This window comes from Helicobacter sp. MIT 03-1614 (genome assembly GCF_000762925.2).
Lineage (GTDB): Bacteria > Campylobacterota > Campylobacteria > Campylobacterales > Helicobacteraceae > Helicobacter_C > Helicobacter_C hepaticus.
The window spans coordinates 29,069-52,926 of the sequence record NZ_JRMS02000005.1 but is presented as its reverse complement, the minus strand read 5'-3'; the positions used below and the strand labels follow the sequence as shown (position 1 = coordinate 52,926).

General features: G+C 35.5%; 28 protein-coding genes and 1 tRNA gene. 2 read left to right on the top strand and 27 right to left on the bottom strand.

Annotation, left to right across the window (positions count from 1 at the left end; all coding sequences use genetic code 11):
• Positions 1-8: 8 nt before the first annotated feature.
• From infC to secG, 4 genes are read right to left on the bottom strand one after another with little or no spacing between them, the layout of a single operon-like run.
• Positions 9-533 carry a translation initiation factor IF-3 gene (gene infC / locus LS66_RS04555; protein ID WP_011115285.1) on the bottom strand — a complete coding sequence of 175 codons (525 nt, stop codon included), beginning with the start codon at positions 531-533 and terminating at the stop codon, positions 9-11.
• Complete coding sequence (thrS, locus tag LS66_RS04550) at positions 530-2,344, bottom strand: threonine--tRNA ligase (RefSeq protein WP_011115284.1); 1,815 nt, start codon at positions 2,342-2,344, stop codon at positions 530-532. The genes infC and thrS overlap by 4 nt, the downstream gene beginning before the upstream one ends.
• Positions 2,345-2,346: 2 nt before the next feature.
• Positions 2,347-2,904, bottom strand: coding sequence for a ribosome recycling factor (frr, locus tag LS66_RS04545; protein WP_011115283.1), 558 nt, complete (start codon positions 2,902-2,904; stop codon positions 2,347-2,349).
• 14 nt (positions 2,905-2,918) lie between these two features.
• Positions 2,919-3,317 (bottom strand): preprotein translocase subunit SecG, encoded by a 399-nt coding sequence (gene secG, locus LS66_RS04540; RefSeq protein WP_011115282.1) that lies wholly within the window; start codon positions 3,315-3,317, stop codon positions 2,919-2,921.
• Positions 3,318-3,480: 163 nt separating this feature from the next.
• Here secG and LS66_RS04535 point away from each other — a divergent pair, with 163 nt between their 5' ends.
• Positions 3,481-3,834, top strand: coding sequence for a hypothetical protein (locus tag LS66_RS04535; RefSeq protein WP_034365550.1), 354 nt, complete (start codon positions 3,481-3,483; stop codon positions 3,832-3,834).
• Positions 3,835-3,856: 22 nt separating this feature from the next.
• Here LS66_RS04535 and LS66_RS04530 read toward each other — a convergent pair whose 3' ends face one another.
• From LS66_RS04530 to LS66_RS04425, 23 genes are all read right to left on the bottom strand, one after another.
• Positions 3,857-4,648 carry a UDP-N-acetylmuramate dehydrogenase gene (locus tag LS66_RS04530; RefSeq protein WP_034365546.1) on the bottom strand — a complete coding sequence of 264 codons (792 nt, stop codon included), beginning with the start codon at positions 4,646-4,648 and terminating at the stop codon, positions 3,857-3,859.
• Positions 4,649-4,651: 3 nt separating this feature from the next.
• On the bottom strand, positions 4,652-4,918 hold the full coding sequence (fliQ, locus tag LS66_RS04525; protein ID WP_011115280.1) for a flagellar biosynthesis protein FliQ: 267 nt from the start codon (positions 4,916-4,918) through the stop codon (positions 4,652-4,654).
• A gap of 30 nt (positions 4,919-4,948) precedes the next feature.
• Positions 4,949-5,047, bottom strand: a tRNA-Sec gene (locus LS66_RS10035).
• Between the two features lie 52 nt (positions 5,048-5,099).
• Positions 5,100-5,654 (bottom strand): peptidylprolyl isomerase, encoded by a 555-nt coding sequence (locus tag LS66_RS04520; RefSeq protein WP_011115279.1) that lies wholly within the window; start codon positions 5,652-5,654, stop codon positions 5,100-5,102.
• Positions 5,651-6,496 (bottom strand): hypothetical protein, encoded by an 846-nt coding sequence (locus LS66_RS04515; RefSeq protein WP_201273656.1) that lies wholly within the window; start codon positions 6,494-6,496, stop codon positions 5,651-5,653. Before LS66_RS04515 ends, LS66_RS04520 begins: the two co-directional genes overlap by 4 nt.
• A 23-nt stretch (positions 6,497-6,519) precedes the next feature.
• On the bottom strand, positions 6,520-6,981 hold the full coding sequence (locus LS66_RS04510; protein WP_011115277.1) for an OmpA family protein: 462 nt from the start codon (positions 6,979-6,981) through the stop codon (positions 6,520-6,522).
• Between the two features lie 56 nt (positions 6,982-7,037).
• Positions 7,038-8,297 (bottom strand): Tol-Pal system protein TolB, encoded by a 1,260-nt coding sequence (gene tolB / locus LS66_RS04505; RefSeq protein WP_034365542.1) that lies wholly within the window; start codon positions 8,295-8,297, stop codon positions 7,038-7,040.
• Positions 8,298-8,306: 9 nt separating this feature from the next.
• On the bottom strand, positions 8,307-8,999 hold the full coding sequence (locus LS66_RS04500) for an energy transducer TonB (protein ID WP_034365539.1): 693 nt from the start codon (positions 8,997-8,999) through the stop codon (positions 8,307-8,309).
• A 1-nt stretch (position 9,000) separates the two neighbouring features.
• Complete coding sequence (locus LS66_RS04495) at positions 9,001-9,396, bottom strand: biopolymer transporter ExbD (protein WP_011115274.1); 396 nt, start codon at positions 9,394-9,396, stop codon at positions 9,001-9,003.
• A 7-nt stretch (positions 9,397-9,403) separates the two neighbouring features.
• A complete protein-coding gene (locus LS66_RS04490; protein WP_034365536.1) occupies positions 9,404-9,967 on the bottom strand; it encodes a MotA/TolQ/ExbB proton channel family protein in 564 nt (187 codons plus the stop codon).
• A 9-nt stretch (positions 9,968-9,976) separates the two neighbouring features.
• Positions 9,977-10,372, bottom strand: a complete 396-nt coding sequence (gene atpC, locus LS66_RS04485) for an ATP synthase F1 subunit epsilon (RefSeq protein ID WP_011115272.1) — start codon at positions 10,370-10,372, stop codon at positions 9,977-9,979.
• An 8-nt stretch (positions 10,373-10,380) separates the two neighbouring features.
• A complete protein-coding gene (gene atpD, locus LS66_RS04480; protein WP_011115271.1) occupies positions 10,381-11,781 on the bottom strand; it encodes a F0F1 ATP synthase subunit beta in 1,401 nt (466 codons plus the stop codon).
• 18 nt (positions 11,782-11,799) lie between these two features.
• Positions 11,800-12,693: an ATP synthase F1 subunit gamma gene (gene atpG, locus LS66_RS04475; RefSeq protein ID WP_011115270.1), complete on the bottom strand. Its 894-nt coding sequence runs from the start codon at positions 12,691-12,693 to the stop codon at positions 11,800-11,802.
• Positions 12,694-12,705: 12 nt separating this feature from the next.
• Positions 12,706-14,220, bottom strand: a complete 1,515-nt coding sequence (gene atpA / locus LS66_RS04470; protein ID WP_034365533.1) for a F0F1 ATP synthase subunit alpha — start codon at positions 14,218-14,220, stop codon at positions 12,706-12,708.
• Between the two features lie 21 nt (positions 14,221-14,241).
• Positions 14,242-14,766: a F0F1 ATP synthase subunit delta gene (locus LS66_RS04465; RefSeq protein ID WP_034365531.1), complete on the bottom strand. Its 525-nt coding sequence runs from the start codon at positions 14,764-14,766 to the stop codon at positions 14,242-14,244.
• On the bottom strand, positions 14,766-15,281 hold the full coding sequence (locus LS66_RS04460) for a F0F1 ATP synthase subunit B (RefSeq protein WP_034365528.1): 516 nt from the start codon (positions 15,279-15,281) through the stop codon (positions 14,766-14,768). The genes LS66_RS04465 and LS66_RS04460 overlap by 1 nt, the downstream gene beginning before the upstream one ends.
• A 9-nt stretch (positions 15,282-15,290) precedes the next feature.
• On the bottom strand, positions 15,291-15,716 hold the full coding sequence (locus tag LS66_RS04455; protein ID WP_034365525.1) for a FoF1 ATP synthase subunit B': 426 nt from the start codon (positions 15,714-15,716) through the stop codon (positions 15,291-15,293).
• A gap of 76 nt (positions 15,717-15,792) precedes the next feature.
• Positions 15,793-16,665 carry a ParB/RepB/Spo0J family partition protein gene (locus LS66_RS04450; protein WP_011115265.1) on the bottom strand — a complete coding sequence of 291 codons (873 nt, stop codon included), beginning with the start codon at positions 16,663-16,665 and terminating at the stop codon, positions 15,793-15,795.
• Positions 16,666-16,670: 5 nt separating this feature from the next.
• Positions 16,671-17,456: a ParA family protein gene (locus tag LS66_RS04445; protein ID WP_011115264.1), complete on the bottom strand. Its 786-nt coding sequence runs from the start codon at positions 17,454-17,456 to the stop codon at positions 16,671-16,673.
• A gap of 10 nt (positions 17,457-17,466) precedes the next feature.
• The gene (locus tag LS66_RS04440; protein WP_052057298.1) at positions 17,467-18,186 is read right to left on the bottom strand and encodes a biotin--[acetyl-CoA-carboxylase] ligase; all 720 of its coding nucleotides are present in this window, start codon (positions 18,184-18,186) and stop codon (positions 17,467-17,469) included.
• 15 nt (positions 18,187-18,201) lie between these two features.
• The gene (locus tag LS66_RS04435; protein ID WP_034365522.1) at positions 18,202-19,116 is read right to left on the bottom strand and encodes a methionyl-tRNA formyltransferase; all 915 of its coding nucleotides are present in this window, start codon (positions 19,114-19,116) and stop codon (positions 18,202-18,204) included.
• A complete protein-coding gene (gene proB, locus LS66_RS04430) occupies positions 19,113-19,907 on the bottom strand; it encodes a glutamate 5-kinase (RefSeq protein ID WP_034365519.1) in 795 nt (264 codons plus the stop codon). Before proB ends, LS66_RS04435 begins: the two co-directional genes overlap by 4 nt.
• A 63-nt stretch (positions 19,908-19,970) precedes the next feature.
• The gene (locus tag LS66_RS04425) at positions 19,971-22,145 is read right to left on the bottom strand and encodes a TonB-dependent receptor (protein WP_034365515.1); all 2,175 of its coding nucleotides are present in this window, start codon (positions 22,143-22,145) and stop codon (positions 19,971-19,973) included.
• 140 nt (positions 22,146-22,285) lie between these two features.
• Here LS66_RS04425 and nikA point away from each other — a divergent pair, with 140 nt between their 5' ends.
• The gene (gene nikA, locus LS66_RS04420; protein ID WP_034365512.1) at positions 22,286-23,851 is read left to right on the top strand and encodes a nickel ABC transporter substrate-binding protein; all 1,566 of its coding nucleotides are present in this window, start codon (positions 22,286-22,288) and stop codon (positions 23,849-23,851) included.
• The last annotated feature ends 7 nt before the right edge of the window (positions 23,852-23,858 follow it).

Genomic DNA, 23,858 nt, shown 5'->3' with positions numbered 1-23,858 from the left:
CATAAGATTTAGTGTTTTTCTTTTTTCTTTGGCACATAGAGCACATTAAGGTGTTTTCCCTCTAGTTTTGGCTCTTTTTCTGCGATTGCAATATCCTCAAGCATAACCGCGACTTTGCCAAGTGTATCCATTCCCGCATCGGGGATATTGAGTTCGCGTTGTTTGAGAAATACTTTAAACTTTACGTGCTTACCAGATTCTAAAAATTCAATCGCGTGCTTTACTTTGTAATTAATATCATTTTGGGCAATTTGAGTTGAAAGTTTAATCTCTTTAATCTCAATTTGTTTTTGCTTTTTGCGTGCTTCTTTTTGCTTTTTTTCAGCTTGGTAACGAAATTTACCATAATCCATTATTTTGCACACAGGTGGTTTGGCATTAGGTGAAATCAATACCAAATCAAGCCCAGCTTTGTGGGCAAGATTTAAGGCTTCTTTAGATGAAATAATGCCATATACCTCACCATTATCACTTACGCAGCGCACTTCCTTAAAATCTATCTCCTCATTGAGTAATACTTCTTCTTTGCTCAAAAACTAACCTCTCCTATTTTTGTTTTCAATGTAGCAATGAATGCTTCTTCAGGGAGCTCATATTGTGATTTCTCCCGCCTATCTCGGATTGCAAGGATTTTGCTTTCCACTTCTTTTGCCCCGATAACAACAATCAAAGGCACACGCTGCTTTTCAGCAAGTCGTATTTTTTTACTTAAGCTTTCATTCTTATCCATAAGTTCGGCATATGCACCACTTTGAGTAATGATTTTATCACGCAAGATTCTTGCATATTCAAGTTGCGCTTCACCAATAGGAATTAAAATCACTTGTGTAGGTGCGATAAATAACGGAAACTCACCCCCAAAATGCTCTGTCAATATCGCCACAAATCGTTCAAATGAGCCAAGAATTGCACGATGAATCATAACAGGTTGCACTTGGACATTATGTTCATCTGTATAGCTTAACTCAAAGCGTTCAGGGAGATTCATATCAATTTGTATCGTGCCACATTGCCATTTGCGTTTAAGTGCATCAGTGATTTTAATATCAATCTTAGGACCATAGAATGCTCCTCCTCCTTCATCAATTTGATAACTTATGTGATTTTCTTCAAGCGCACTTTTGAGTGCTGCTGTAGCATTTTCCCATACTTCATCATTGCCAATAGATTTTTGTGGACGTGTGGAGAGTTCCATTTCATAATGGAATCCAAAAGCATTCATAATGCCTTTTGTAAAATCAAGAATCTGATTCACTTCAGACTTGATTTGACTTGTCATACAAAAAATATGTGCATCATCTTGAGTAAATTCTCTCACGCGCAAAAGCCCGTGTAACACACCGCTTCGTTCGTGTCTATGCACTATGCCATATTCGTAAAAACGCAGTGGCAATTCTCTATAACTTCGTGGAGAGCTTTGATAGACTTTAATATGCCCGACACAATTCATAGGTTTAATGCCATACTCTTGTTCATCAATAATCGTAAAATACATATTTTCTTTGTAATTGCTATAATGTCCACTTTTTTTCCATACATCACTTTTGAGAATCTCTGGTCCTCTTACAGGTTCATAGCCTCGTTCTTTGAGTGCTTGAGTGAGTAAATGCTCAATATTATGTCTTAATCTAGCTCCTTTTGGTAGCCATATAGGTAATCCTGCGCCAATTTCCTCATCAAAGGTAAAAAGTCCCATTTCTTGCCCAAGTTTGCGATGATCGCGTTTTTTGGCTTCTTCAAGTGTGAATAGATAATCTTTGAGTGATTGTTTATCGGCAAAGGCAATGCCATAAATTCTAATAAGCATTTGCGCATTTTCATCGCCGCCAAGATATGCCCCTGCAATTTTGGTAAGTTTGAAATGTTCTAAAAGTTTTGTATTAGGGAGATGAGGTCCCCTGCATAAATCCTCAAAATCACCTTGTGTATAAATACTTAGTTTTTCATCGGGGATACGACTCATTACTGCTACTTTAAGTTCATCGTGCGCAAATCGTGCCTGTGCTTCTTTGCGTGAGAGTGTAATTTTAGTGATAGGATAAGCATTTTTTGCAATCTCTTTCATCTTTGCTTCAATTACAAGGAGATCTTCCTCACTGATTTTAGTATTGACTTTGAAATCGTAATAAAAACCCTCATCAACAACAGGTCCAACAAAAAATTGCGCTTCTGGATAGAGGATTTTAATTGCTTGAGCCATTAGATGTGCGCAAGAGTGGCGAATAATTGCTAAAGATTCTTGAGAATTATCAAAACTAATAGAATCCCCAGTAATGCCAAGTTCATCTGCTGTGCAGAGGTCATAAATATGTTGATTGTGTTTAATGCCTATAACTTCACTCATTGCTATACTTTCATCACCTCTTCTTCTTTGTGTTTGAGCATTTCATCGCATTTTTTGACAAATTCATCGGTATATCTTTGAATTTCTTCAAGTGCTTTTTTATTCTCATCTTCAGTAATGCTTTTATCTTTTTCTAGCTTTTTGATAGCATTGTTTGCATCTTGTCGGATATTGCGGATAGCAACCTTGGCTTTTTCACCCATAGATCTAGCATTTTTGGCTATTTCTTTGCGTTGCTCTTGTGTCATAGGAGGAAAAAAGAGCTTGACACATTCGCTATCACTATTTGGATTCACGCCAATATTTGCTTCTTGAATAGATTTTTCAATATCTTTTATTAGCGGTTTTTCCCAAGGGGTAATGATAATTGTTGTAGCATCTTGTGCAATAACTGAGCCTACTTGATTAAGGGGTGTGGGTGTGCCATAATAATCTACGCGAACATTGTCTAAGATATTTACGCTTACTTTGCCACTGCGGAGTGTGCTAAAATCCCTACGCAAAGATTCTATGCTCTTATCCATATGGGACTTAGCATTTTTAAAAATCTCATTAAGCATTATTTTCCTTTAACTTATTTTTCATTTTGTCCTTGAACAGGCTCTTGTTGTAAGAGTGGGGCAGAGGGAGCAACATTTTCGTTAAGAATAAAAGGGTTTTCACTCTCCTTTGTATCCGTATTTGGTGCAGCTGGCGCTGCGGGGGCTAATGTATTGCTTGGAATAGAATCAAGGATACTTTTTTGGCTTTGTGTATTATAAGTGTAGCTTAAAGCAATAGTATTTAATACAAAAAGTAGTCCCAAAAACATAGTAAATTTTGCTAAAAATCCAGCTGGTCCTTTTGCCCCAAATACAGATTCATTACTCCCACTATATGCTCCAAGTCCAATACTTGAGCTTTTTTGTAAAAGCACGATAATAGTAATAAACACTGCTAAGACAATTTGCACAACAAAAAGAGTGGTTGTCATTTATTCTCCAAATAATAAAAATCAAGCAATTATAAAATAAGCACACGATTTTAGCAAAAAATCCTTATAATAAACTTGTAATTGCCTTATTTTCTTTTTATGCAAGTAAAAAATAAGCTATAATTATACCAAAAAGGAAATGAGTAGGGAAGGAATATTAAGAATGAAAAAAAGTTGGTTTATGTTTTGTTGTCTCTTTAGCATATTATTTTTAGAAGCAAACCCGTTTAAAGGTTTAAAATATGATGATTTGTCCAGTGAGCGAAAGATGGCTATAAAATTATTTGATTTAAAAGTTAATACTTTAGCTTGGGCTGGAGGAAATATGCAAGATTGTGAAAAAGCATATAAAGAATTGATAAGCGGTTTTGATGTGGGTAAAGATTTTAATATTGATGCTAATGGGCAAATAGTCTGTAAGCAATATTTTGCTGAATTTGAATATCTTAAGGCAACGAATAAGGGACACTTTAATGTTGATGTATTAAAAATTTTATCAAATGAGGGTAAAAAATAAGGAATATTATCATTTGATTATTTTATTGTAGAATCTGCACTTCGCACTCTAAATCAATTCCGCTTGCTTCAAATACACGTTTTTTGGCAAGTGTGATAAGAGAGAGCGCATCTTCAAAGGTAGCCTTGCCTTTATTAATAAGAAAGTTTGCGTGTTTTTCACTAAAGGCTGCATCTCCAATACAATAGCCTTTTAAGCCTACAGATTCTAAAAGGCGTCCTGCAAAATCTCCTTTTGGATTTTTAAAGCAGCTCCCGCAGCTTGGCTCTTTAGGGTGATTCTTACGCAGAGCAATAAAATCTGCTTGAAGTGTATTGTTAAAACCCTCTCGCTTATGGAATCTGGCGGCAAGGATAACGCCCTCTATACCACTATCACGATAATTCATAGAGAAAGATTCTCTATCTTGCCACTTTCCATTGACATTTATTGCTTGAAGAAGTTGTTTAATTTCATAGCTTTTCATTCCTGCATTCATTTTGACTAATCCACCCAAACTTCCGGGTAAGGCTTGCAGGAACTCTGCACCAGCAAGATTGTGTGATTTAAAATAGCTAAAAATCCGCCCAGAACTATATGCACCACCAATTTCAATATAATTACCACAATCTTTAAGATAGGCAAAATGCTTATCAAGCATAGCAAGTTTTTGTGCTGCGGGTGAGACAAGGAGATTGTTCGCTTTGCCAATAATGCACATATTTTGTGAGAGGGCAGAAATAGCATCTTGTGGAGTTTGTATAAGAAAAACTTCAAGTGGCGCACCGATTTTGATACTTGAATACTTTGCAAAATTAATAATGTGAGTTCGCACAGGCTAAAAATTAATATTAGAAATCATTGTAAAAAGCATACGCGTATAATCTGTAATCATATTTATCATCCACGGCATAGTAAATATAATTACAGCAACAACTGCGAGAATCTTTGGCACAAAAGTAAGTGTCATTTCATTAATCTGCGTGGTAGCCTGAAAAATACTAATAAGCAAACCCACAATAAGCCCAGCCAAAAGCATAGGAAGCGAGAGAATGAGCGTGAGTTTATAAGTTTGAATCGCAAGTGCCATAAGTTGAGCTTCCATAATGAATCCTTAATATATATCCTATTAAATTGGCAGGAGAGCGAGAGAATCGAACTCCCCAAGAATTAGACACCTAATCCTTCAATGGGTTTGAAGCCCAAGACGCCCACCAGAGACGTTTGCTCTCCTTGCAGAGAATCTAAACTTACATTTAGATTCTAGGATTTTATTGCCTTAAGACCTAGTGGCTGCAGCCACAGCCACCACCGCTATGTCCGCCACCACCGCAGCAACCTCCACCGCTATGTCCGCCACCACTACTGCAGCCACAGCCTCCACCAACACCACCTTGCAAAATTTCCATTTCTGTCGCTTCGCGCACATCAATGATTTTTACATCAAAATTAAGTGTTTTGCCTGCAAGAGGGTGATTATAATCAATGATAACAAATTTATCATTGAAATCTTTGACACTCACTTGCACAGTTTGCCCATCTTCCCCTTGTCCAAAAAGTGTCATACCTGCTTTAAGCTCAATGCCCTCAAATTGCTCTCGTGCTACTTCCTGCACAAAGTCGCTTTGATAAGTTCCATAAGCATCTTCAGGTGCAATAGTAGCTTTGACATTGTCACCTATACTTGCCCCCATAAGGGCATTCTCAAGCCCGCTAATGACTTGTCCTGAACCGACAAGAAATTCAAGTGGCGCACCATTTTTGTTTGAATCAAGTAGCGTATTGTCGGCTTGATTAAAGACTTCGTATTCAATACTAACGATTTTATTTTGTGCAATCATTTTTTTTCCTTATTTTGAGTTTTAAGTTTTTTGGCGCTTTGAGCTTCTTTACTTGAGGGATAATTGCCTATCAAAGAATCCAAAAACTTATTATAGTTTTTTATATCTTTGATAGCGTTGAAAGATTGAGCTGTATGAAGCAAAAGTGTAGGCATATATTTTGTTTTATCATTTACCATAGCACTTTCCTTATAGTGATAGATAGCAGTATTATAGGATTTGTCTGCAAAAGCAATTTCGCCAAGGTAAAAATGACTATCAGCTTTTTTATAATCTATCTCAAGTAGCCATTCAAAACGCTCTTTAGCAGATACATATTCTAATTTTTTAAACATTTCTTGAGCTTGGGCAAAAATATCAGCTTTTTTATTTTTATCTTTAACAAAAGCAGGTTTGCTTGCCGTGCTTTTGGCAGTTTGATTTTCAGGTGCATTATTGAGCTGCCTAAGTCCATCAAGAATAGCCTCATTAAGAGTAGAAAGGCTTTTGTTAATTTCTTGAATTTGCGTATTGAGCACCTTAATCTCTTGTGTATTTGCATCAACTTTTTGTTTGAGATTTTTGTATAAATCAAATTGTGTTTTTAATTCTTCAATATTTTTTGCTTGTTGGGTAGTTTGGATAATTTGCTGTTGCAATTTAGAACTTTGTGATTCATAAAGGCTTGAAACACCCTCTTGCGCTTGCTGAATTGTATCAACTTTTTGTTGAAGATGTGTGATAAGGCTTTGAAGAGTTTTTATATCATTCTTTGTAGCACCACTCTGCTTTTCAAAAGCAGAAGGTTCATTTGTATAGAGTAAAAGAGGAATAAAAGTGAATAAAAGATAACGCTTTATCAACTTTATTCCCCATATTGTTTAAATTACTTTGCGAGTTTAAACTCAACACGTCTATTTTCTTGATTACATTCAGGAGTATCGCTTGTGCAAGTGGGTTTGCTTTCACCATAGCTTACCGTTTTGATTTGAGAAGCATTTACTCCACGTGTTGTGAGAGCATTTTTAACTGCATTTGCTCTTTTTGTGCCAAGAGCATAGTTGTAAGCATCTGAACCATAAGAGTCAGTATGTCCCTCAAGCACAACTTTTGCACCTGTGCTCTTAAGCGCAGCTGCACTTTTTTCAACACGATCTTCCATATCAGAACGGATATCATATTTATCAAAATCAAATAAGACTTTTACATAACCACCAGCTCCACCAGCCAAATCTACAAAGTTATCTCCGCCAGCAGCTTTCCCAGAACCAGAATCAGCTGCATCAGGTTCTGAACAACCCACTGAAATTAGCGCAGCTAAAACACCCATTGCAATATATTTTTTCATCGTCATCTCCTTTAAGAATTAAAATGGCAAGATTTTACGCTATAAAAGTAAATATCTTACCAATCAAAAGCTTGGATTTTCATTTTGGTGAGAGGGAAAAAGTAATTTGTATTATAATCTATGCGAATTATTCCCAAAGCACTTTGTGCTTTGTAATACTTAAGATACATAATTGTTCCACCATCATTTGAATATTTGGGCATTTGATTTTTTCCACTTGCCGTAAGTCGGCGTATATAATTTGAACCCGGAGCAAGTGAAATAAGATAGAGATTAAAAGTATTAGCGCCAAACTCATTGTTTGTTTCACGACTTGTATAAACTGCGTATTTGCCATTTGAAGTAACTGCGCTGTTATTGCGTCCGTGGAGCACGACTTGTTCCGTTCCACCTCCATCAAGACGCATCATAAAGATATTAGGGTAACCAAGTCTATCAGAGACAAAAATAATCTCTTTTTCATTATTGACAAATTTTCCATCAACATCAATACCTGAATAGTTTGTGAGTCTACGCAAATTTTTGCTTTTTATGTTATAAAGATATAAATCGGAAAGAGCAGTAGGAGAGAGGCTAAGGATAAGATTCTCTCCATTTTTACTTACATCAGAAACTACAGCAATGCCTTCGCTACCGACGAGTTGTTCAATGTGTCCTGTGGTAAGATTATGTTTAAGGATTGTGGGGACATCAAGATACTTTGTGTAATAAATGCTTTCTTGCTTAGAATCTGCCCATTTAGGAAAAATATTAAGCCCACCCTTAACGACAACTTTTTGATAAGTCAAGGTATAATCAGCAATAAGAATCTCACTATTACCTGAAGTTGTGTATTGTGAAAGCACAACAAGACGTTGCATCCATTCAATACTTGGGGCTTGGATATAACTATTGACATCAATACACATACGATGAGCGATGAAAGGAAAACGTTTTACATCATTTTCGGTGTAATCTTTAACATATATGCGTTTGGAAGTATTAATATCATAGAGCGATATCGTGCCTGTAAGGCTATTTGAGGATTTACTTACTTTGATTTGTGCAAGCAAATCAATTTTTTTATCTGCATAATCTTTATATGCAACCTCTGAGTTTTTATTAACGCTACCATCATATACTTGAAAATGCCCACTTACCTTTAAGTCAGCTGCAAGCATTTTAAGTACTTTTGCGCCAAAATCTGCATTTTCACTATCTAATCTTTCAACCACGATATATGGAATCTTGTTGGTATTTTTGACGATCTCCAATGTTGCGTCAATTCCAAATAATTTAACACTTAGTAATAATAAAACCAGACCGATAAATCTCATACAACTCCTTTAGTTTTTAAAAGTTATAGCAATCTCCCTTGTTCCCTTTGGGTGAGGTGGAAAGTGCATTTGTGTGCATTCTTCAAGCATTGTTTTGAGAGAATCATCAAAAGCTACATTGCTAGAATATTTTACAATTTTATAACTAAAAACTCCATTGTCTGCAATACGAATATGAACTAATGCTTGCATTTTATCTTCAATATAGAATGTTTGTTGCCATTTTTGGTGGATTATTTTTTCAATTTGCGCATACCACTCATCATATTCTCCATCACTTTGGGTGCTATTAGTGCTAATAGTCAAATTGCTTAGAGTATTAAGTTTATTTTGCAACTCTTGGGCTGTTGATTGTAAATCTTTAATTTTTTGTTCTTTGGCGTTTTGCTCTACTTTATCGCGATTATCTCCTATGGGTGTGTTTTGTGAAAGTTCATTGCTATCAATTTTATCAAACATATCCTTAATTCCTGAGCCTGCAAGAGGATTATTTGTTGATGAAGGATTCTTAGTTATGCTTGGTGTGGGCTTATCATCAATAATAGCTTCAATACTAATAGCATTAAGCGAAATTGCTGATTCTTTAAGAGAAGAATAGTGTATGGGTGAAATAAAAAGAGTAAATACAAAAGCAATAATAATAAAACAATAAATACAGAGTGAAATGATGCCACTTGCGATAAATAAGAGAGCATTATTCATTTTAGCTACTAGTAACAAGAGATACTTTAAGGAAACCGGATTCTTTGGCGACTTTAAGAATATAAATAATATCTTCGTATTTAAGATTTTTATCCGCACGGATAAAGATATGTATGTTTTTATCAAAGTTTTTACTAAAAAGCACGAAACTATCTGCAAAATTTTTAAACTCATATACCTTATTGCGTATATAGATTTTTCTATGAGCACTTACACGTATTTCAAGCATCGTATCTCGAGCAATTTTTTTTGTCTTAGAGCCTTTAGGGAGAGTAATATCTTCTTGATAAGTGATTGTAGGGGTGCTTACCATAAGGATTGCCAAAAGCACAAGCATAATATCTACAAGTGGGGTGATATTAAGCTCAGGCTTTTCTTCCCAATCAAATTCTTCCATTAGAATCCTACTTACTTGAAAGCATAATATCAATTTGCATTTGAATGCAGGTAATGATATGGTATGACTTGCGTTTAAGAAGTAAATGGAATGAATAGGCGGGAATTGCCACAAGAATACCTGTTGCAGTTGCTACAAGAGCTTTTGATATAACCGGTGCTATCACATCAAAAGATACATTGCCACCACCAAGATAGCTAAAAGCTTCTAAAATTTCAACCACCGTTCCAAAAAGCCCTATAAAAGGTGCAGTAGAAGCAATAATACTTAAAAATACGAGAGATGAGGTAGCCTTTTGAGTTGCTTTAAGTTTCCATACTTGACATATTTCTTTTGAGATGTGCCCATCGCTTTTTTCAAGCAAAGCATTAATAAAAGTATTTTTAGGAATATGAATACTTTTAGCTAAAAGCATATCAAGGTGATATTTTTCTGATGCTAGCCAATCACTAAGGGTGAAGCTTTTATAGATATAAATCCAAAATGTAATAAGAAAATACAGAGAGAGCCAAGAAAGCACAATAATAGTTGTTAATGTGCTTTCTTCAAAGAAAGTTTTAAGTGTTCCCATTGCTAGATTCTACTTAATGAAGTTCTTGTAATCACTTTCAACACGAGAAACTACCATACCAAATAAAGCACTATCATCTGAAGCTTCTTTAAGAAGAGTTTTGGCATCACTGATGGCCGCAACAATTTCGGATTCGGTATTACCTGCAATAGCAACTGCACCATCAGCAATAATATTCACATCAGTATCTGATATTTGAGCGTGTCCCCAGTTTATTGCTACAAGTCCTTTATTACCTTCCAAGTTTTCAAATTCAATAACACCAACTTTAAGAAGCGAAAGAAGATTGCAATGTCCTGGAAAAACACCAAACTCTCCCTCACTACCGGGTATAACAACATATTTTACTTCGCCATTATAGATGCTCCCATAAGGAGTTACAATACTTAGTGTGAGATTTTCCATATTATCACCTAGGCATTTTTAAGCTTTTGAGCTTTTTCTAATGCTTCTTGGATATTGCCTACCAAATAAAAAGCATTTTCAGGAATATCATCGTATTTACCTTCTAAAATACCTTTAAAGCCTTCAAGTGTTTCCTCAAGCGTTACATATTTGCCTGGACTACCTGTAAAAATTTCTGCAACAAAGAAAGGCTGAGAAAGGAATCTTTCAATTTTTCTTGCTCGGGCAACTACTTGTTTATCTTCTTCCGAAAGCTCGTCCATACCTAAAATAGCGATAATATCTTGCAAGTCTTTGTATTTTTGTAGCACTTGTTGTACACCTGTTGCAACTTTATGATGTTCTTCTCCTACAATTTGAGGGTCAAGGATTCTTGATGTTGAGCCAAGAGGATCTACTGCAGGGTAGATTCCCTTTTCAGAAATTTTTCTATCAAGCACTGTTGTTGCATCAAGGTGTGCAAATACAGATGCTGGAGCTGGGTCAGTTAAGTCATCTGCTGGCACATATACAGCTTGAACTGAAGTAATTGAACCTTTTTTGGTTGAAGTAATACGTTCTTGAAGTTTACCCATTTCACCTGCAAGAGTAGGTTGATAACCCACTGCTGAAGGAATACGCCCAAGAAGTGCTGACATTTCAGAACCAGATTGTGCATATCTGAAAATGTTATCAATAAACATAAGTACATCGAGTCCTTTTTCATCACGGAAATATTCCGCCATTGTCAAACCTGTAAAGGCAATACGATTTCTCGCTCCCGGTGGTTCATTCATTTGCCCATAGCAGAGAGCAACTTTGTCTAATACCCCCCCTTCTTTCATTTCGTGGTATAAATCATTTCCTTCTCTTGTGCGTTCCCCTACACCGGCAAAAACAGAATAACCACTATGTTTATAGGCAACATTATGAATGAGTTCCATAATAACAACCGTTTTACCCACACCTGCACCACCAAATAATCCAACTTTTCCACCTTTAGAATAAGGAGCTATCAGATCAACGACTTTAATACCTGTTTCAAACATTTCTGTTCTTGTACTTTGATTCTCAAAGCTTGGAGCTTCTCGGTGAATAGGCCACTTAAGGTCACTTTCAAGAGGTTTCCCTCCATCAATTACATCACCAGTAACATTAAAAATTCTTCCCAAGACAGCTTCCCCTACAGGCACTTCAATAGGTTTACCACGCGCTTTAACTTCTTGTCCGCGTATAAGCCCTTCTGTCATATCCATAGCAATTGTTCTTACACGATTATCTCCAAGATGTGCCGCAACCTCTAGAACGAGATTATTTTTTCGTCCCTCTATGTCAAAATTAACATCAATAGCCTCATTAATCATTGGCAAATAGGAGCTGAACTCAACATCTACCACTGGACCCATTACTTGTGTAATTTTACCTTGCATTTATTCTCCTTTGTAAATTTATTTTATCGCTTCAGCACCAGCATTAATCTCAACAAGTTCTGTTGTGATTGCCTCTTGCCGAGCTTTATTGAGAGAGATTGTGAGGCTTTTAACCAAATCTCCTGCATTATTTGTTGCCGCATCCATAGCTTGGATTCTCGCGCTGTGTTCAGCAGCTAGAGAATCAACGAGAGCATAATACATATTGTATTGCACATACTTTTTTGCAAGCTCATCTAATATGATATTCTCTTCATCTTCTGGTTCAATATTGAGGACAGAAGGCTGCTCATTTTGTTTGATATTGATTGTAAGAGGTAGAATAGCTTGAGATTCTAATTCTTGCGATATCATATTCTTAAAGCCATTGTGTACAATTATCACTTCATCGGTTGCGCCATTAAGGAAATCTTCAACTACATTCTCAATGAACGCTTCCGCTTTTTCAAAAGTAGGTGCAGCGCTTAACCCTATGGCTTTATCCAATACCTCAATATCATTGAATGCAAAAAATGAAATCCCTGTTTTGCCAATACCTCTTAAGCGCACTTTAATGCCTTGTTGCTTATATGTTTCCATAAGTCGCAATACTTCCTTAATGGTTGTAATATTGAATCCACCACACAAGCCTTTATCGGCAGTAATAAATATAATATCAAGTTTTTTAATTTCACGACCTTCAGATTTAGCGAAATAACGACTATTAATGTTATCAAGTCCTCTCACACGAATCTTTGCTACCACATCGTGAAATACTGCACTTAACTGTTTGGCATATACTTTGGAACGCCTTGCAAGTTCTTCAGCTTTTTTTAACTTAGAGCTAGAGACAAGTTTCATAGCCTTAGTTGTTTTCTGTGTATTTTTAGTACTACTGATTTGTCTTTTTATATTTTTAAGGTTGCCACCCATAATAGCTCCTCATTATGCCCCAAAGTTAATTTTAAACTCTTCAAGAGCCTTGCTAAGCTCAGCTTCAGTTTCTTTATCAAGTGCCTTTTTTACGCTAATATCTTCAAAAATTTTGGGATATTTTGCTTCAAGGAATGGATAAAGCTCAGATTCAAATTTTATAACTTTATTGGCTGGAATATTATCAAGGTATCCATTTGCTCCAGCATAAATAATGATTACCTGTTTTTCAATTGAAAGAGGAGAGTAGGGAGGCTGTTTAAGGATTTCCACCATTCTTTGTCCTCGTTCAAGTTGTTTACGACTTGATTCATCAAGGTCAGATGCAAATTGAGAAAATGCTTGAAGCTCTCTATATTGAGCCAAATCAAGGCGTAGAGTTCCTGCCACTTGTTTTGTAGCTTTAATTTGAGCAGCTCCTCCTACACGTGATACAGATAATCCCACGTTAATGGCAGGACGAATACCAGAGTTAAATAAATCTGTTTCAAGAAATATCTGTCCATCAGTAATTGAAATAACATTTGTTGGAATATAAGCAGCCACATCTCCAGCTTGTGTTTCAATAATAGGCAATGCAGTAAGAGAACCTGCACCAAGCTCATCATTAAGCTTCGCTGCTCTTTCAAGGAGACGAGAATGGAGATAAAATACATCACCGGGAAATGCTTCACGCCCGGGAGGTCTTCTTAGGATAAGAGACATTTCGCGATATGCCACAGCGTGTTTACTTAAGTCATCATAGATGATAAGAGCATGTCGTGCATTATCTCTAAAATATTCTCCAATTGTAACACCTGTATATGGGGCAAGAAACTGCATTGCCGCAGAGAAAGAAGCAGGAGCATTAACTACAACTGTATAATCCATAGCTCCGTGCTCTTCGAGTTTGCGCACAACTTGAGCAACAGTTGATTCTTTTTGTCCTACAGCAACATAAATACAAATAACATCTTGCCCTTTTTGATTGATAATTGTATCTATTGCAACGGTTGTTTTACCTGTTTGTCTATCACCTATAATAAGTTCTCTTTGTCCTCGTCCGATTGGTACAAGTGCGTCAATAGCCTTAAGACCTGTTTGAAGAGGTTGGTGAACAGATTTACGTGCCATAATGCCCGGAGCCTTTTCTTCAACAAAGCGATATTCATTTGCTTCAATTGCCCCTTTTCCGTCAATAGGTTCCCCTAATGTATTAATAACACGTCCAACTATTGCATCTCCTACTGGCACTTTCATCAGTTTTTTGAGACGCTTAACAGAAGTTCCTTCTTTGATTGTGCGTCCAGAACCAAGCACAACCACACCTACACTGCTTTCTTCAAGATTAAAAGCAATGCCTGTATCACCTGTATCAAATTCTACCATCTCATAATACATAACATTGTTAAGCCCATATACCTTTGCTACACCATCAGCATAAGCAATAACTTTACCTGTTTCACTGATGTCAATGTTGATATTAAAGTTCTCAATTCTCTCTTTGATAATTGAGCTAATTTCTTCTGATTTGATTTTTGTTGTCACTTTTCTCTCCTTATGTTAAAATTAAAGTGCTTTGAGGATATGATGCTTTAAATCATTACTAAAGCGCTCTTTGGAAAAAGACACCTCAATACCTAAATCCTCAACACTCAACTTAATACCATCTACCTCACTCAACCTTTGCTTAATGCTAAGTTTGACACCAAGCTTTTTAGCTAGAGAATCTTGAATTTTCTCTAATGTTTTAGTGTCTAAACTTTCTTTGGCAGTAAGTGTAGCAGCATATTCTTTTTTGCGCGCAAGCAAACGTCTTTCAAGTTCATCACTGATATATGGAATAAGTAATATTCTATCGGATTGTGCTAAAAGGCGGAAAAAATTTTGCAGTTTCGTATCCACTTTGCCAACAGATTCCAATAAAAATTGCTCTTTTTGTATTTTACTTAAGAAAGGCGAAGCAATGATATCGGCATTTCTTTTATCTTTAAGTGCAAGCGATAATCCTTTTAATATGCTTAGAGTTTCATCTAAATTGCTACCTGAATCTACAAGGGCTTGAGTATATTTTTTTGAGATGATATTGAACATTATGAAATCCTTTTTGTAATGATATTAACATAATCTTCTTTGTTAAGCTGGACATCATCACTTTGTATCAATTTATTTAATAGCTCATCAACGGCTTCGTGAGTAATTTTTCTGCGTTCAAATTCAATGTTTGATTCGAGTGCGTATTTGAGAGTTTCTATATCCTTTTTAATTTGGTCATTGTATTTTTGTTCTAATAAATATGCCTCTTGCTTTGCAGCATTAACAATATTTTTTGCTTTCTCTTTGCTCTCCTCTAAACGTTTTTGGGCAGTTTCTTTTTCTCGTTTTGCTTTATGAAGATTTTCTTGCACTTCTTGCAAACGAGCTGAAATAACATTTCTTCTATTAACAAAAATACCCTTGATAGAATCAAATGCAAAATACCACAAAATTGCAACAAATATGACAAAATTGATGACACGTTGAATAAAATCACTTTCTTGAATACTTGCTGATGCAAAAATTAAAGAAGGAAAACCCACACATATTACAAAAAAAGCTATTTTTTTCATTATCCCCTCCTAAATTTGTTTAAGCTTTGTATTGAGTATTGTTTTAAATAAAGGAAGCTGCTCAAGAAGCTCTGTGTAAAGCTGAGATTTTTGTTCTTGTAGTTCTTGCTTATATTGTGCAAGCTTACTTTCATTTTCGGCTTTTTTTGCATTAATTTTGCTTTCATATGTAGCTTTTGCTTCTTTTGTCGCAGATTCTAGAATTTGTGTTGCTTCTTTTCTGGCAAGAGAAAGTATTTGAGCAATTTCTTCTTCAATATGTTGGGTGTCGCCTTTATGAGTTTGAGTGGTTAATAAATCACGTTCTATGGAACTATCACGATTATTCATAAAAGCGAGCATAGGCTTAAAAAGCCATTGATTAAGGAGATAGATTAAAAGTATAAAAGTTATGAAAACAAGTAGCATAAGATATGGATTAAGAGTGATACTCATCTATTCTCCTTTTAATTCAAAATAAAACTTGAAAATATTTTAACAAGTTAAAATATATTAAACCTTAAAGCAAACATTATTTTGACATTTTTTTTATCAAGGTGGTAATTTCCGCATCATTTTGAAAGATAATACTCATTTTAGATGCACTGATATGGCTTTGGATGCCCATATCCTTAAATATACTTTGAAGCGCATACAAAAGCTCTTTATCGAGGGTTTGAGTATGCTTTAAGATATTTTTCTTAGAAAGTGTTTCTTTTTTGTCTTTAATTTTTTTAATTAATGTTTCAGTATCACGCACATTTAATTTTTGTCCAATAATCGAGTCAGCTACAAGCTTTTGTTCTCTGTTATCAAGTGTAACAAGCATTTTTGCGTGTCCTTGAGTAATTTTATTTTCATTAAGCAAATCCTTAATCTCATCGCTTAATTGCAATAAACGCAAAGTATTAGTAATTTGTGCGCGCGATTTATTGATACGTTTGGAAAGTTCTTCGTGAGTCATATCATATTCTTCAAGTAGTTCTTGGTAGGAAAGTGCAAGTTCAATTGCTCCTAAATCCTCTCGTTGAATATTCTCAATAATGGCTAATTCACGCATATGTTTAAAGTCAATTTCTGCCACAATTGCTTTAATATTGTCTAATCCAGCGAGTTTAGATGCGCGGAGCCTACGCTCTCCAGCAATAAGCACATAATCTCCATCACCATTATCATATACAATCACAGGTTGAAGCAACCCGTGTTCTTTAATAGATTCTGAAAGTTCTTGAAGTGCTTGTGGGTTAAAAGTTTTTCGTGGTTGGTAGGGATTAGGTTTGATAATATCAACATCAAGCTCTAATACAAGTGAAGAATTATCACTAAGGTTTTGTTCATATGCTTCTGCAGTTTCAGAAAGTATCGCCCCAAGTCCCCTGCCCATTGCCAACTTTTTTTTAGCCATTTCTCTTATGCTCCTTGCAAAATAACACGAGCAAGATTTTCATAAGCTATACTTCCATTAGAGCGAGTATCATAAAGCATAATGGGTTTGCCAAAACTAGGAGATTCGGCAAGTTTGACACTGCGTGGGACTATAATAAATTCATCTTTGTCTTTGAAAAGTTCTCTGCTAAAATGTTGTGCAAGCTCTTCAAACACCTGTCTTGAGAGGTTATGCTGTCCTGAATACATAGTAGGCAAAAATCCTTTGATGCTTAATCTTGGGTTAATAGTATCTTTAAGAAGTTTAATCGTATTAAGCAGTTGAGCTAAACCCTCAAGTGCGAAAAACTCACATTGAATTGGCACAATTACAGAATCTGCAGCAGCTAGAGCATTGACTGTGAGCGAGCCAAGTGCAGGTGGAGAATCAATTACAATAAAATCATATTGGTTTTTTATTTCTTCAATTTTTTTACTTAAAAGGAGTTCTCGACCCTTAATATTGTTTTTATTATAAAATTCTTTTTCAATACCTGCCAAACCAATATTTGAAGGTGCAATATCAAGATTTGGAATATCAGTTTTAAGTATGATTTGAGAAAGTTTTTTTGAGCCTGTGAGCACGTGATACATATCAGATTCTATTTTGTTTCGGCGGATACCAAAACTTGTGGTCGCATTTGCCTGTGGGTCATAGTCAATTATTAATACACTTTTATTTGCTGAAGCCAAAAAGGCTGCTAGATTCACAGTGGTAGTTGTTTTGCCTACGCCACCTTTTTGGTTTGCTATGGTTATAATTTCACTCATTGTCTCCCCTTTATCGTAAGCTATAAATTTTATGTCCATCAATACTCAAAGAGCCATCTTCATTGAGTATTGTGTCTTTCAGACAAATGTGTTTATTCTGAAAGTGAAAAAAATAAGAGTTATTTTTGTGAAATTCTAACTTATAAATACTAAAAATCTGCTTCCAAGATATAAATTTTTCAAAGCTTTGAAAAAAATTGCTCAAAAAGCTTAAAGGTTCTATATTAGCACTGATAGATTTTTCTAGAGTAGCGTAGTGTTGGCTATTTGAAGCATCTGGAGAATGATAAAGGTTTATACCCATACCGCATACAAGACTATCGTGTATTTTTTGCGTAAGAATACCGCCAATTTTGTGCTCATTTATGTATAAATCATTAGGATATTTGAGCCACACTTTTGAGCCAAGTGAAGCAAGAAATTGTTGTAAAATGACACCAAAAAATATGGAACTTGATTCTATCTTTAAATCTTGCGGTAAGCTGACTAGTGGTAGTGCAAATGAAAACATAAGCCCTCGTGGCACATTTTCCCATTGGTTGCCTCGGCTTCCTATACCTTGTGTTTGTCTTTTAGCGTGGATACAAAAAGGTGCTATAAGCGTTTTTGCTTTAATTTTTTCAACAGCCCAAGTTTGGGTAGAGGGTAATGTATCAAAATGGTATATATGTTCTTGGAGCAAAGCGATAAAAGAAGTTGTAAAAAAAGCTTGTGGTGAATTATGAGTCATTGATAATACCTTATTTTAGCACAATATATCGCCTACATTAAGTCTTTTTCCACGTAAATAAAGTGCAGCATTGAGCTTTTCTTTTCCCTCTTGTTGCAATGTTCCAATGCGCACACTTCCCTGCTTACAACCTACAACAATACTTTGAGTTTCAATGCTTAGAATCTCCCCCATTTTATGTAAATCACTAGATTCTATGAGAGCAACATCAAAGAGTTTGAGAGTGTAACCTTTTATACTTTTAATAAAAATATGGGGCCATTCGCAATATGCTAAATATGCACAATATACATTAAGTGCCGCATCTAGTTGCACATACCCATCAGATTTTTTAATTTTAGTGCAATAACTCGCATCTGCATTAATTTGATTTAAGGGTTCAATTTCTTTGAAATGTGTGAGAACATACAATGCAAGTTTTGCCCCCACACAACTTAGTTGAGCGGAGAGTTGAGTGATATTTTGTTGTGTGTTTGGCACATAATGTAGCCCCAAAATTGCTCCTTTATCAAGCTCTTCATTCATTTTTATAGCACTTACTCCAAAATATAGGGGTTGAGTAAGTATCATCTGCTGAATAGGGCTTGCACCGCGCCATAGAGGCAAAATTGAAGCGTGAATATTAATACAAGGTGCAATCTCTAAAAAAGCTTTAGGTAAAATCTTCCCATACGCTACTACAAGTATCACATCAGGTTGCAATGCTTGAATATGAGCAATAAATATTTCATCAATTTTATTGGGTTGTAAAATGTCAATTCCCATTGAAGCAAAATTCTCTTTTGTGTGCGGGGCTTTGGGCTCTTTTTTGCGACCAAATGGCTTATCAGGCTGACAGATAAGAGCAAGAATATCAAATATTTTGCTTTTTATTATGGGTGTAAATATTGCCGATGCAAATGCAGGTGTTCCAGCGAGAATCAGTTTCATATAAGCGTCTTTATACCTTGAGAATCTGCAGGGCAAAAAAGTGTGCCCGAACTCTGTTTATTATGTAGAAGAAAATCTCTTAATACATCAAGTTTGCGTCCGTGGCTTAAAAACATCATACATTTGCGTTGAAGTAAAAAATCTGCTGCTATAAGTTTGGTAACAATCCCTCCTGTGGCAAAATCTCCGTGTGGGCTATGAGTTTGTTCTAATGCTTGAGAAGGAATAGAATGCACTATAGGGAGGATTTGTGCATCATCATATTGATGAGGATTTTTGTCAAAATAGCCATCAATATCGCTTAAAATAATAAGGAGTTTCGCACCAAAATAATATGTTACATAAGCACCAAGCCTATCATTGTCGCCAAAAACCATTTCATCTGTGGCAATAGTATCATTTTCATTAATAATAGGGAGTGCATTGTGTGCTAGAAGTGTATCAATCGTATCCTTTGCAAAAGTTGTATTTTTGCGAGAATCGAAATCACGCCACACAAGGAGCAATTGTGCAGCAGGAATTGCATAATCTTTTAATGCCTCACGATAAGATTCCATTAGCAAAGGCTGACCGATACTTGCTAGGGCTTGTTTGTTTTGCAAAGTATTTCTATCTATGTGCAGCGTAGTATGACCGCTTGCTACTGCTCCGGAACTGACAAGAATCACATCAAAACGCATCTTGAGCTCACTGATAATTTGTGCTAATGCTTTAATTTGGGTTTTGTCAATGATTTTGCCATTACAAAGGTTTGAAGAGCCAATTTTAAGAACTATTCGTGGCTTTTGCATATAATCTCTCCTTCAAATTAAAGAGAGATTATATCTTTAGGTCGCTAAAATACTTCTTTGAAATTATAATTTATATCGCAACTGCAAGGAATAATTTGCTCCAGCTACTTGGTAAAAATCATAGAAGCGATTATTTGTGATATTCATAAAACTTGCAGATAAATCAATGCCATTTTTAAAGTTATAACCACATTTGGCATTAAGAGTAAATTGAGATTCATAATTGCCATAGGTATTGCTTAAAGCTGGAGTATTGAGGTCATCAGCATAGAATGCAGGTGCATAATACGCCCAAATTGAAGCATATAATCCATATTGTGGGAAGTAATTAAGTGCTAGATTAGTTATATGTTTGGGTGTTGCTGCAAGTTGCTTGCCCTCTGTATCTTTTTTTGCATTATTTTTAAGAATCGTAGCAAGAGTAAGGGTATAATTACTTTCTATATACAAATCTCTAAAAATGGGCACTTGTGCGCTTATTTCTATGCCGTGAATGCGTCCTCGTCCAGCATTGACATTTTGATAAGGTTTATCTTGTTTGCCTGTGCCAGAACGATATATCATATCCCATAGTTCTGTATCATAATAATATATTTTTCCCTCAAATCCCTTATGTTGATATTCCATACCAATATCAAAGCTCAATGCACTCTCTTGCTTTAAATCAGGGTTAATCTCCCAATATGTATTAGAATGTGTGAATTGATACATATCACGCATAGTTGGCATTCTAAAGCCAGAGCCAATTGAGCTTTTAAGCATTATGCCTTGTAAAAAATTTGGAGCGTAGTTAATGGAAGCTTTGGGGCTCAAAACAGAGGCGATTGCTCCTTGATTATTGCGATTTGTGGTAGGATTATTATTATCCAAGAGATAGCCATTAAAATTTTTCCAATAATCATAGCGCATTCCAAGAGTGGAAGAAAGATTAGGTAGCCACTCTGAATCTACGCTTAGATACGCAGAAGTTACAAAGGCTTTTCCTCCATAACTACGATAGACGTCAGTGCGGCTTTTGTAGTCTTTCCAATTTGTCATATTGGCATTAAGCTGTGTAAATGTGTAATAACGAAACTGCATTGCTGTGTTTAAAGAATGTATAGCATTTAAATTGACACGATAGAGCATATCAAGATAATTACTTGTAGAATCTATATCTTGTGTGCTTCCTGCTCCACCATATCTATCACCCTCACCTTGCTTTGCATCTTGCCAAAGACTAAATAGATTCATTGTTGAAAAAGAGATTTTAAAATAAGATTCTTCAAAATCGTGTTGATAGGTAAGATTTCCTAATAAGTGTGAATAAGTCCCCATACCACCAAGCCCAGAACCTACAAAATAATCTTTGCCATTGACAAGATTGATGCTTTCTCCTGTATTTTTATCGCTTATATAACTTTTGAAGTGTCCAAAAGTGTAGTTGTGATTAGAAAAGCTAATCATACTTGAGAGTATATCAGAATCGCTTATGTCATATTCTGCCTTTAAACGGATATCGTAAATAGTGTAGTTGCGCTTTCCACCATCGCCGATAATACGATTTCCTGCTTTGTCAATGACTATATTATTGATATTGCTTGTGTTGGTTTCAGAGCTTGGAAGTATGGTAGGGAAGCTAGAATACCCATTACTATGTGTATATCCTGCACTTAGCTTTAGTCTTAATCTTTTATCTATAAATACATCGCCTACACTTGCAAATGCGCGAATTAGATTCTTATCGGCAGTGTTATTTATAAACTCATTTCCATAGCTTATAAGAAATTGAGATTGAAATTGTGTAGGCATAGAAGTAATAAAATTGACTACGCCACCAATCGCACCTGCACCATAGAGGCTAGAGAATGCTCCACGAGCTACTTCTACGCGTTCTATATCATAAAGTGAAATTTGATTTAAGATTCTATTTTCACCTTCTAAATCGCTTAGAATCACGCCATCAAGCATAAGGAGTGTTCCATAATTGATGCCGCGAATCTTAATTTTTGGACGTGGATTAAATCCTACATCATTATCTACGCGCACACCAGCTATTTTTTTAATTGTATCGGTTATTTTAGCATTTGGCATATGTTGAATTTGTTTGTTATCTATCACACTTACATTACCCGGAATCTTTTCTACATCAGTAGCAAGTGCATTACCTGTGATAATTGATTTATTGAGAGTATAGGATTGCATAGAATATCCAAAGCTCACACAGAGTGTCAGATTACAAAGTGTTTTAAACATCATTATTACTCTTTAATATTTTATGTTATTATGACATAGGATAAATTAAATATTACTTAATTTATTTTTTTATGTAAATAATATGATATAATATATATTTTTGATATTCATTAAGAATATAAGGCATTTAGGAAGGAGAAAATGTGCGTGCAATCGTGATAGTTTTTATTTGTATGGGTGTATTGTGGGGAAAAAATACACTGATTATGGCAGTGTCTGAAAATATAGGAGCACTTAATCCACAAGGTTATCAAGGCAATGCAATGTTTGCGCAAAATGCTATTTATGAGGGCTTAGTGCGTGTGGATAAACAGGGGAAAATTGTTCCAAGTTTAGCGCTTTCGTGGAATACAAGTCAAGATGGTTTAAGTTATGAATTTGTGTTACGTAAGGGGGTAAAGTTTTCAAATGGTGAAGCATTTAATGCCGATGCGGTAGTGCTTAACTTTCAATCTATTCTTAAAAATAGAGCAAGGCATTCGTGGAGTGGTTTAGCTATGGCGATTAAAGATATGCAAAAAGTGAGCGAATATAAAGTGCGCCTTCTTCTCAAGCACCCTTATAGCCCAACGCTTAATGAGCTCTCTGTGGTGCGTCCTTTTAGATTCTTAGCTCCAAGTGCAATGCCAAAGGATTTAGATTTACTTCAACACAATCCAAAGCCTATTGGCACAGGAGCATATATGTTGGGTAAATCTAAACTCGGTGTGAGTGATACATTGCTCAAGAATCCGCATTATTGGAATCAAGATGCTTATAATGGGATTTATTATGATGAAATTATTTTAAAGGTAATTTTTGACCCTAATGCTAAACTTGCAGCACTTAAATCAAAACAAATAGATATGATTTATGGATATGATCAGATTCCACTAGAAATATTTAAAAATATGCAAAATGATAAACATTTTAATACTTATCTTAGCCCACCTATTTATAGCACGATTCTTGTAATAAATTCTGCTTCACCTATTCTTACCTTGAGCAATGAGAAATTTTCACAGAATCTGCGCAAAGCTATCGCGCTTGGCATTGATAAAACAAAAATTACTCAAGCAGTCTATGGGGGCTTACAAGAGAAAGCAGATACACTTTTTGCACCTAACATTTTTCATTCACTTAGCTCATATGATATTTTAAAAATACTCCCATATAAACCTAAAGAGGCTCAAAATGCTATTGTATTGTTATTGCAAGATTCCCAAGCTGCCTTACTGCGTGATAGGGGTGTAGAAATACTCTTTAGTGGGGATAATCCAGCCCATAAGATGATAGCAGAAATTTTACAAAGTGAATTTAAAGCCATTGGTATCAAGGCGCGTTTAAGTGCGAGTGAGCCTACAATTTATCGCAATCGTTTGCTTAAGGGAGCATTTGATATTGCATTTAGCGAGACTTGGGGTGCCCCTTATGAACCTTTGAGTATATTATATTCTATGCTGATTCCTAGCCATATTGATTTTGTTGCTCAAGCTGGTTTGAGCCAAAAACCTCATATTGATAAGCTTATTAGAGAGATCATTGCTCTTAATCCTCATTCTAAAGTATTTTATAGCGCATTGAGTGAGGTAATAGCTTTATTACAAGAGAGCGGTGTGTATATCCCGCTCACTTATCAAAGAAATAAAGTAATTGCTCATAAAAAGATTAAGGGCATTAAAATGGGTGTGGTAGGGTATGAAGTGCCATTTTGGGAAATGTATGAGTAAAAAGGTA

What these genes read in the sequence shown, in the direction of transcription:
- thrS (WP_011115284.1), bottom strand. Translation starts at nt 2,344, where the DNA reads ATGAGTGAAGTTATAGGCATTAAACACAATCAACATATTTATGACCTC.
- frr (WP_011115283.1), bottom strand. Translation starts at nt 2,904, where the DNA reads ATGCTTAATGAGATTTTTAAAAATGCTAAGTCCCATATGGATAAGAGC.
- secG (WP_011115282.1), bottom strand. Translation starts at nt 3,317, where the DNA reads ATGACAACCACTCTTTTTGTTGTGCAAATTGTCTTAGCAGTGTTTATT.
- LS66_RS04535 (WP_034365550.1), top strand. Translation starts at nt 3,481, where the DNA reads ATGAAAAAAAGTTGGTTTATGTTTTGTTGTCTCTTTAGCATATTATTT.
- fliQ (WP_011115280.1), bottom strand. Translation starts at nt 4,918, where the DNA reads ATGGAAGCTCAACTTATGGCACTTGCGATTCAAACTTATAAACTCACG.
- LS66_RS04520 (WP_011115279.1), bottom strand. Translation starts at nt 5,654, where the DNA reads ATGATTGCACAAAATAAAATCGTTAGTATTGAATACGAAGTCTTTAAT.
- LS66_RS04510 (WP_011115277.1), bottom strand. Translation starts at nt 6,981, where the DNA reads ATGAAAAAATATATTGCAATGGGTGTTTTAGCTGCGCTAATTTCAGTG.
- tolB (WP_034365542.1), bottom strand. Translation starts at nt 8,297, where the DNA reads ATGAGATTTATCGGTCTGGTTTTATTATTACTAAGTGTTAAATTATTT.
- LS66_RS04500 (WP_034365539.1), bottom strand. Translation starts at nt 8,999, where the DNA reads ATGAATAATGCTCTCTTATTTATCGCAAGTGGCATCATTTCACTCTGT.
- LS66_RS04495 (WP_011115274.1), bottom strand. Translation starts at nt 9,396, where the DNA reads ATGGAAGAATTTGATTGGGAAGAAAAGCCTGAGCTTAATATCACCCCA.
- LS66_RS04490 (WP_034365536.1), bottom strand. Translation starts at nt 9,967, where the DNA reads ATGGGAACACTTAAAACTTTCTTTGAAGAAAGCACATTAACAACTATT.
- atpC (WP_011115272.1), bottom strand. Translation starts at nt 10,372, where the DNA reads ATGGAAAATCTCACACTAAGTATTGTAACTCCTTATGGGAGCATCTAT.
- atpD (WP_011115271.1), bottom strand. Translation starts at nt 11,781, where the DNA reads ATGCAAGGTAAAATTACACAAGTAATGGGTCCAGTGGTAGATGTTGAG.
- atpG (WP_011115270.1), bottom strand. Translation starts at nt 12,693, where the DNA reads ATGGGTGGCAACCTTAAAAATATAAAAAGACAAATCAGTAGTACTAAA.
- LS66_RS04465 (WP_034365531.1), bottom strand. Translation starts at nt 14,766, where the DNA reads ATGTTCAATATCATCTCAAAAAAATATACTCAAGCCCTTGTAGATTCA.
- LS66_RS04460 (WP_034365528.1), bottom strand. Translation starts at nt 15,281, where the DNA reads ATGAAAAAAATAGCTTTTTTTGTAATATGTGTGGGTTTTCCTTCTTTA.
- LS66_RS04455 (WP_034365525.1), bottom strand. Translation starts at nt 15,716, where the DNA reads ATGAGTATCACTCTTAATCCATATCTTATGCTACTTGTTTTCATAACT.
- LS66_RS04450 (WP_011115265.1), bottom strand. Translation starts at nt 16,665, where the DNA reads ATGGCTAAAAAAAAGTTGGCAATGGGCAGGGGACTTGGGGCGATACTT.
- LS66_RS04445 (WP_011115264.1), bottom strand. Translation starts at nt 17,456, where the DNA reads ATGAGTGAAATTATAACCATAGCAAACCAAAAAGGTGGCGTAGGCAAA.
- LS66_RS04440 (WP_052057298.1), bottom strand. Translation starts at nt 18,186, where the DNA reads ATGACTCATAATTCACCACAAGCTTTTTTTACAACTTCTTTTATCGCT.
- LS66_RS04435 (WP_034365522.1), bottom strand. Translation starts at nt 19,116, where the DNA reads ATGAAACTGATTCTCGCTGGAACACCTGCATTTGCATCGGCAATATTT.
- proB (WP_034365519.1), bottom strand. Translation starts at nt 19,907, where the DNA reads ATGCAAAAGCCACGAATAGTTCTTAAAATTGGCTCTTCAAACCTTTGT.
- LS66_RS04425 (WP_034365515.1), bottom strand. Translation starts at nt 22,145, where the DNA reads ATGATGTTTAAAACACTTTGTAATCTGACACTCTGTGTGAGCTTTGGA.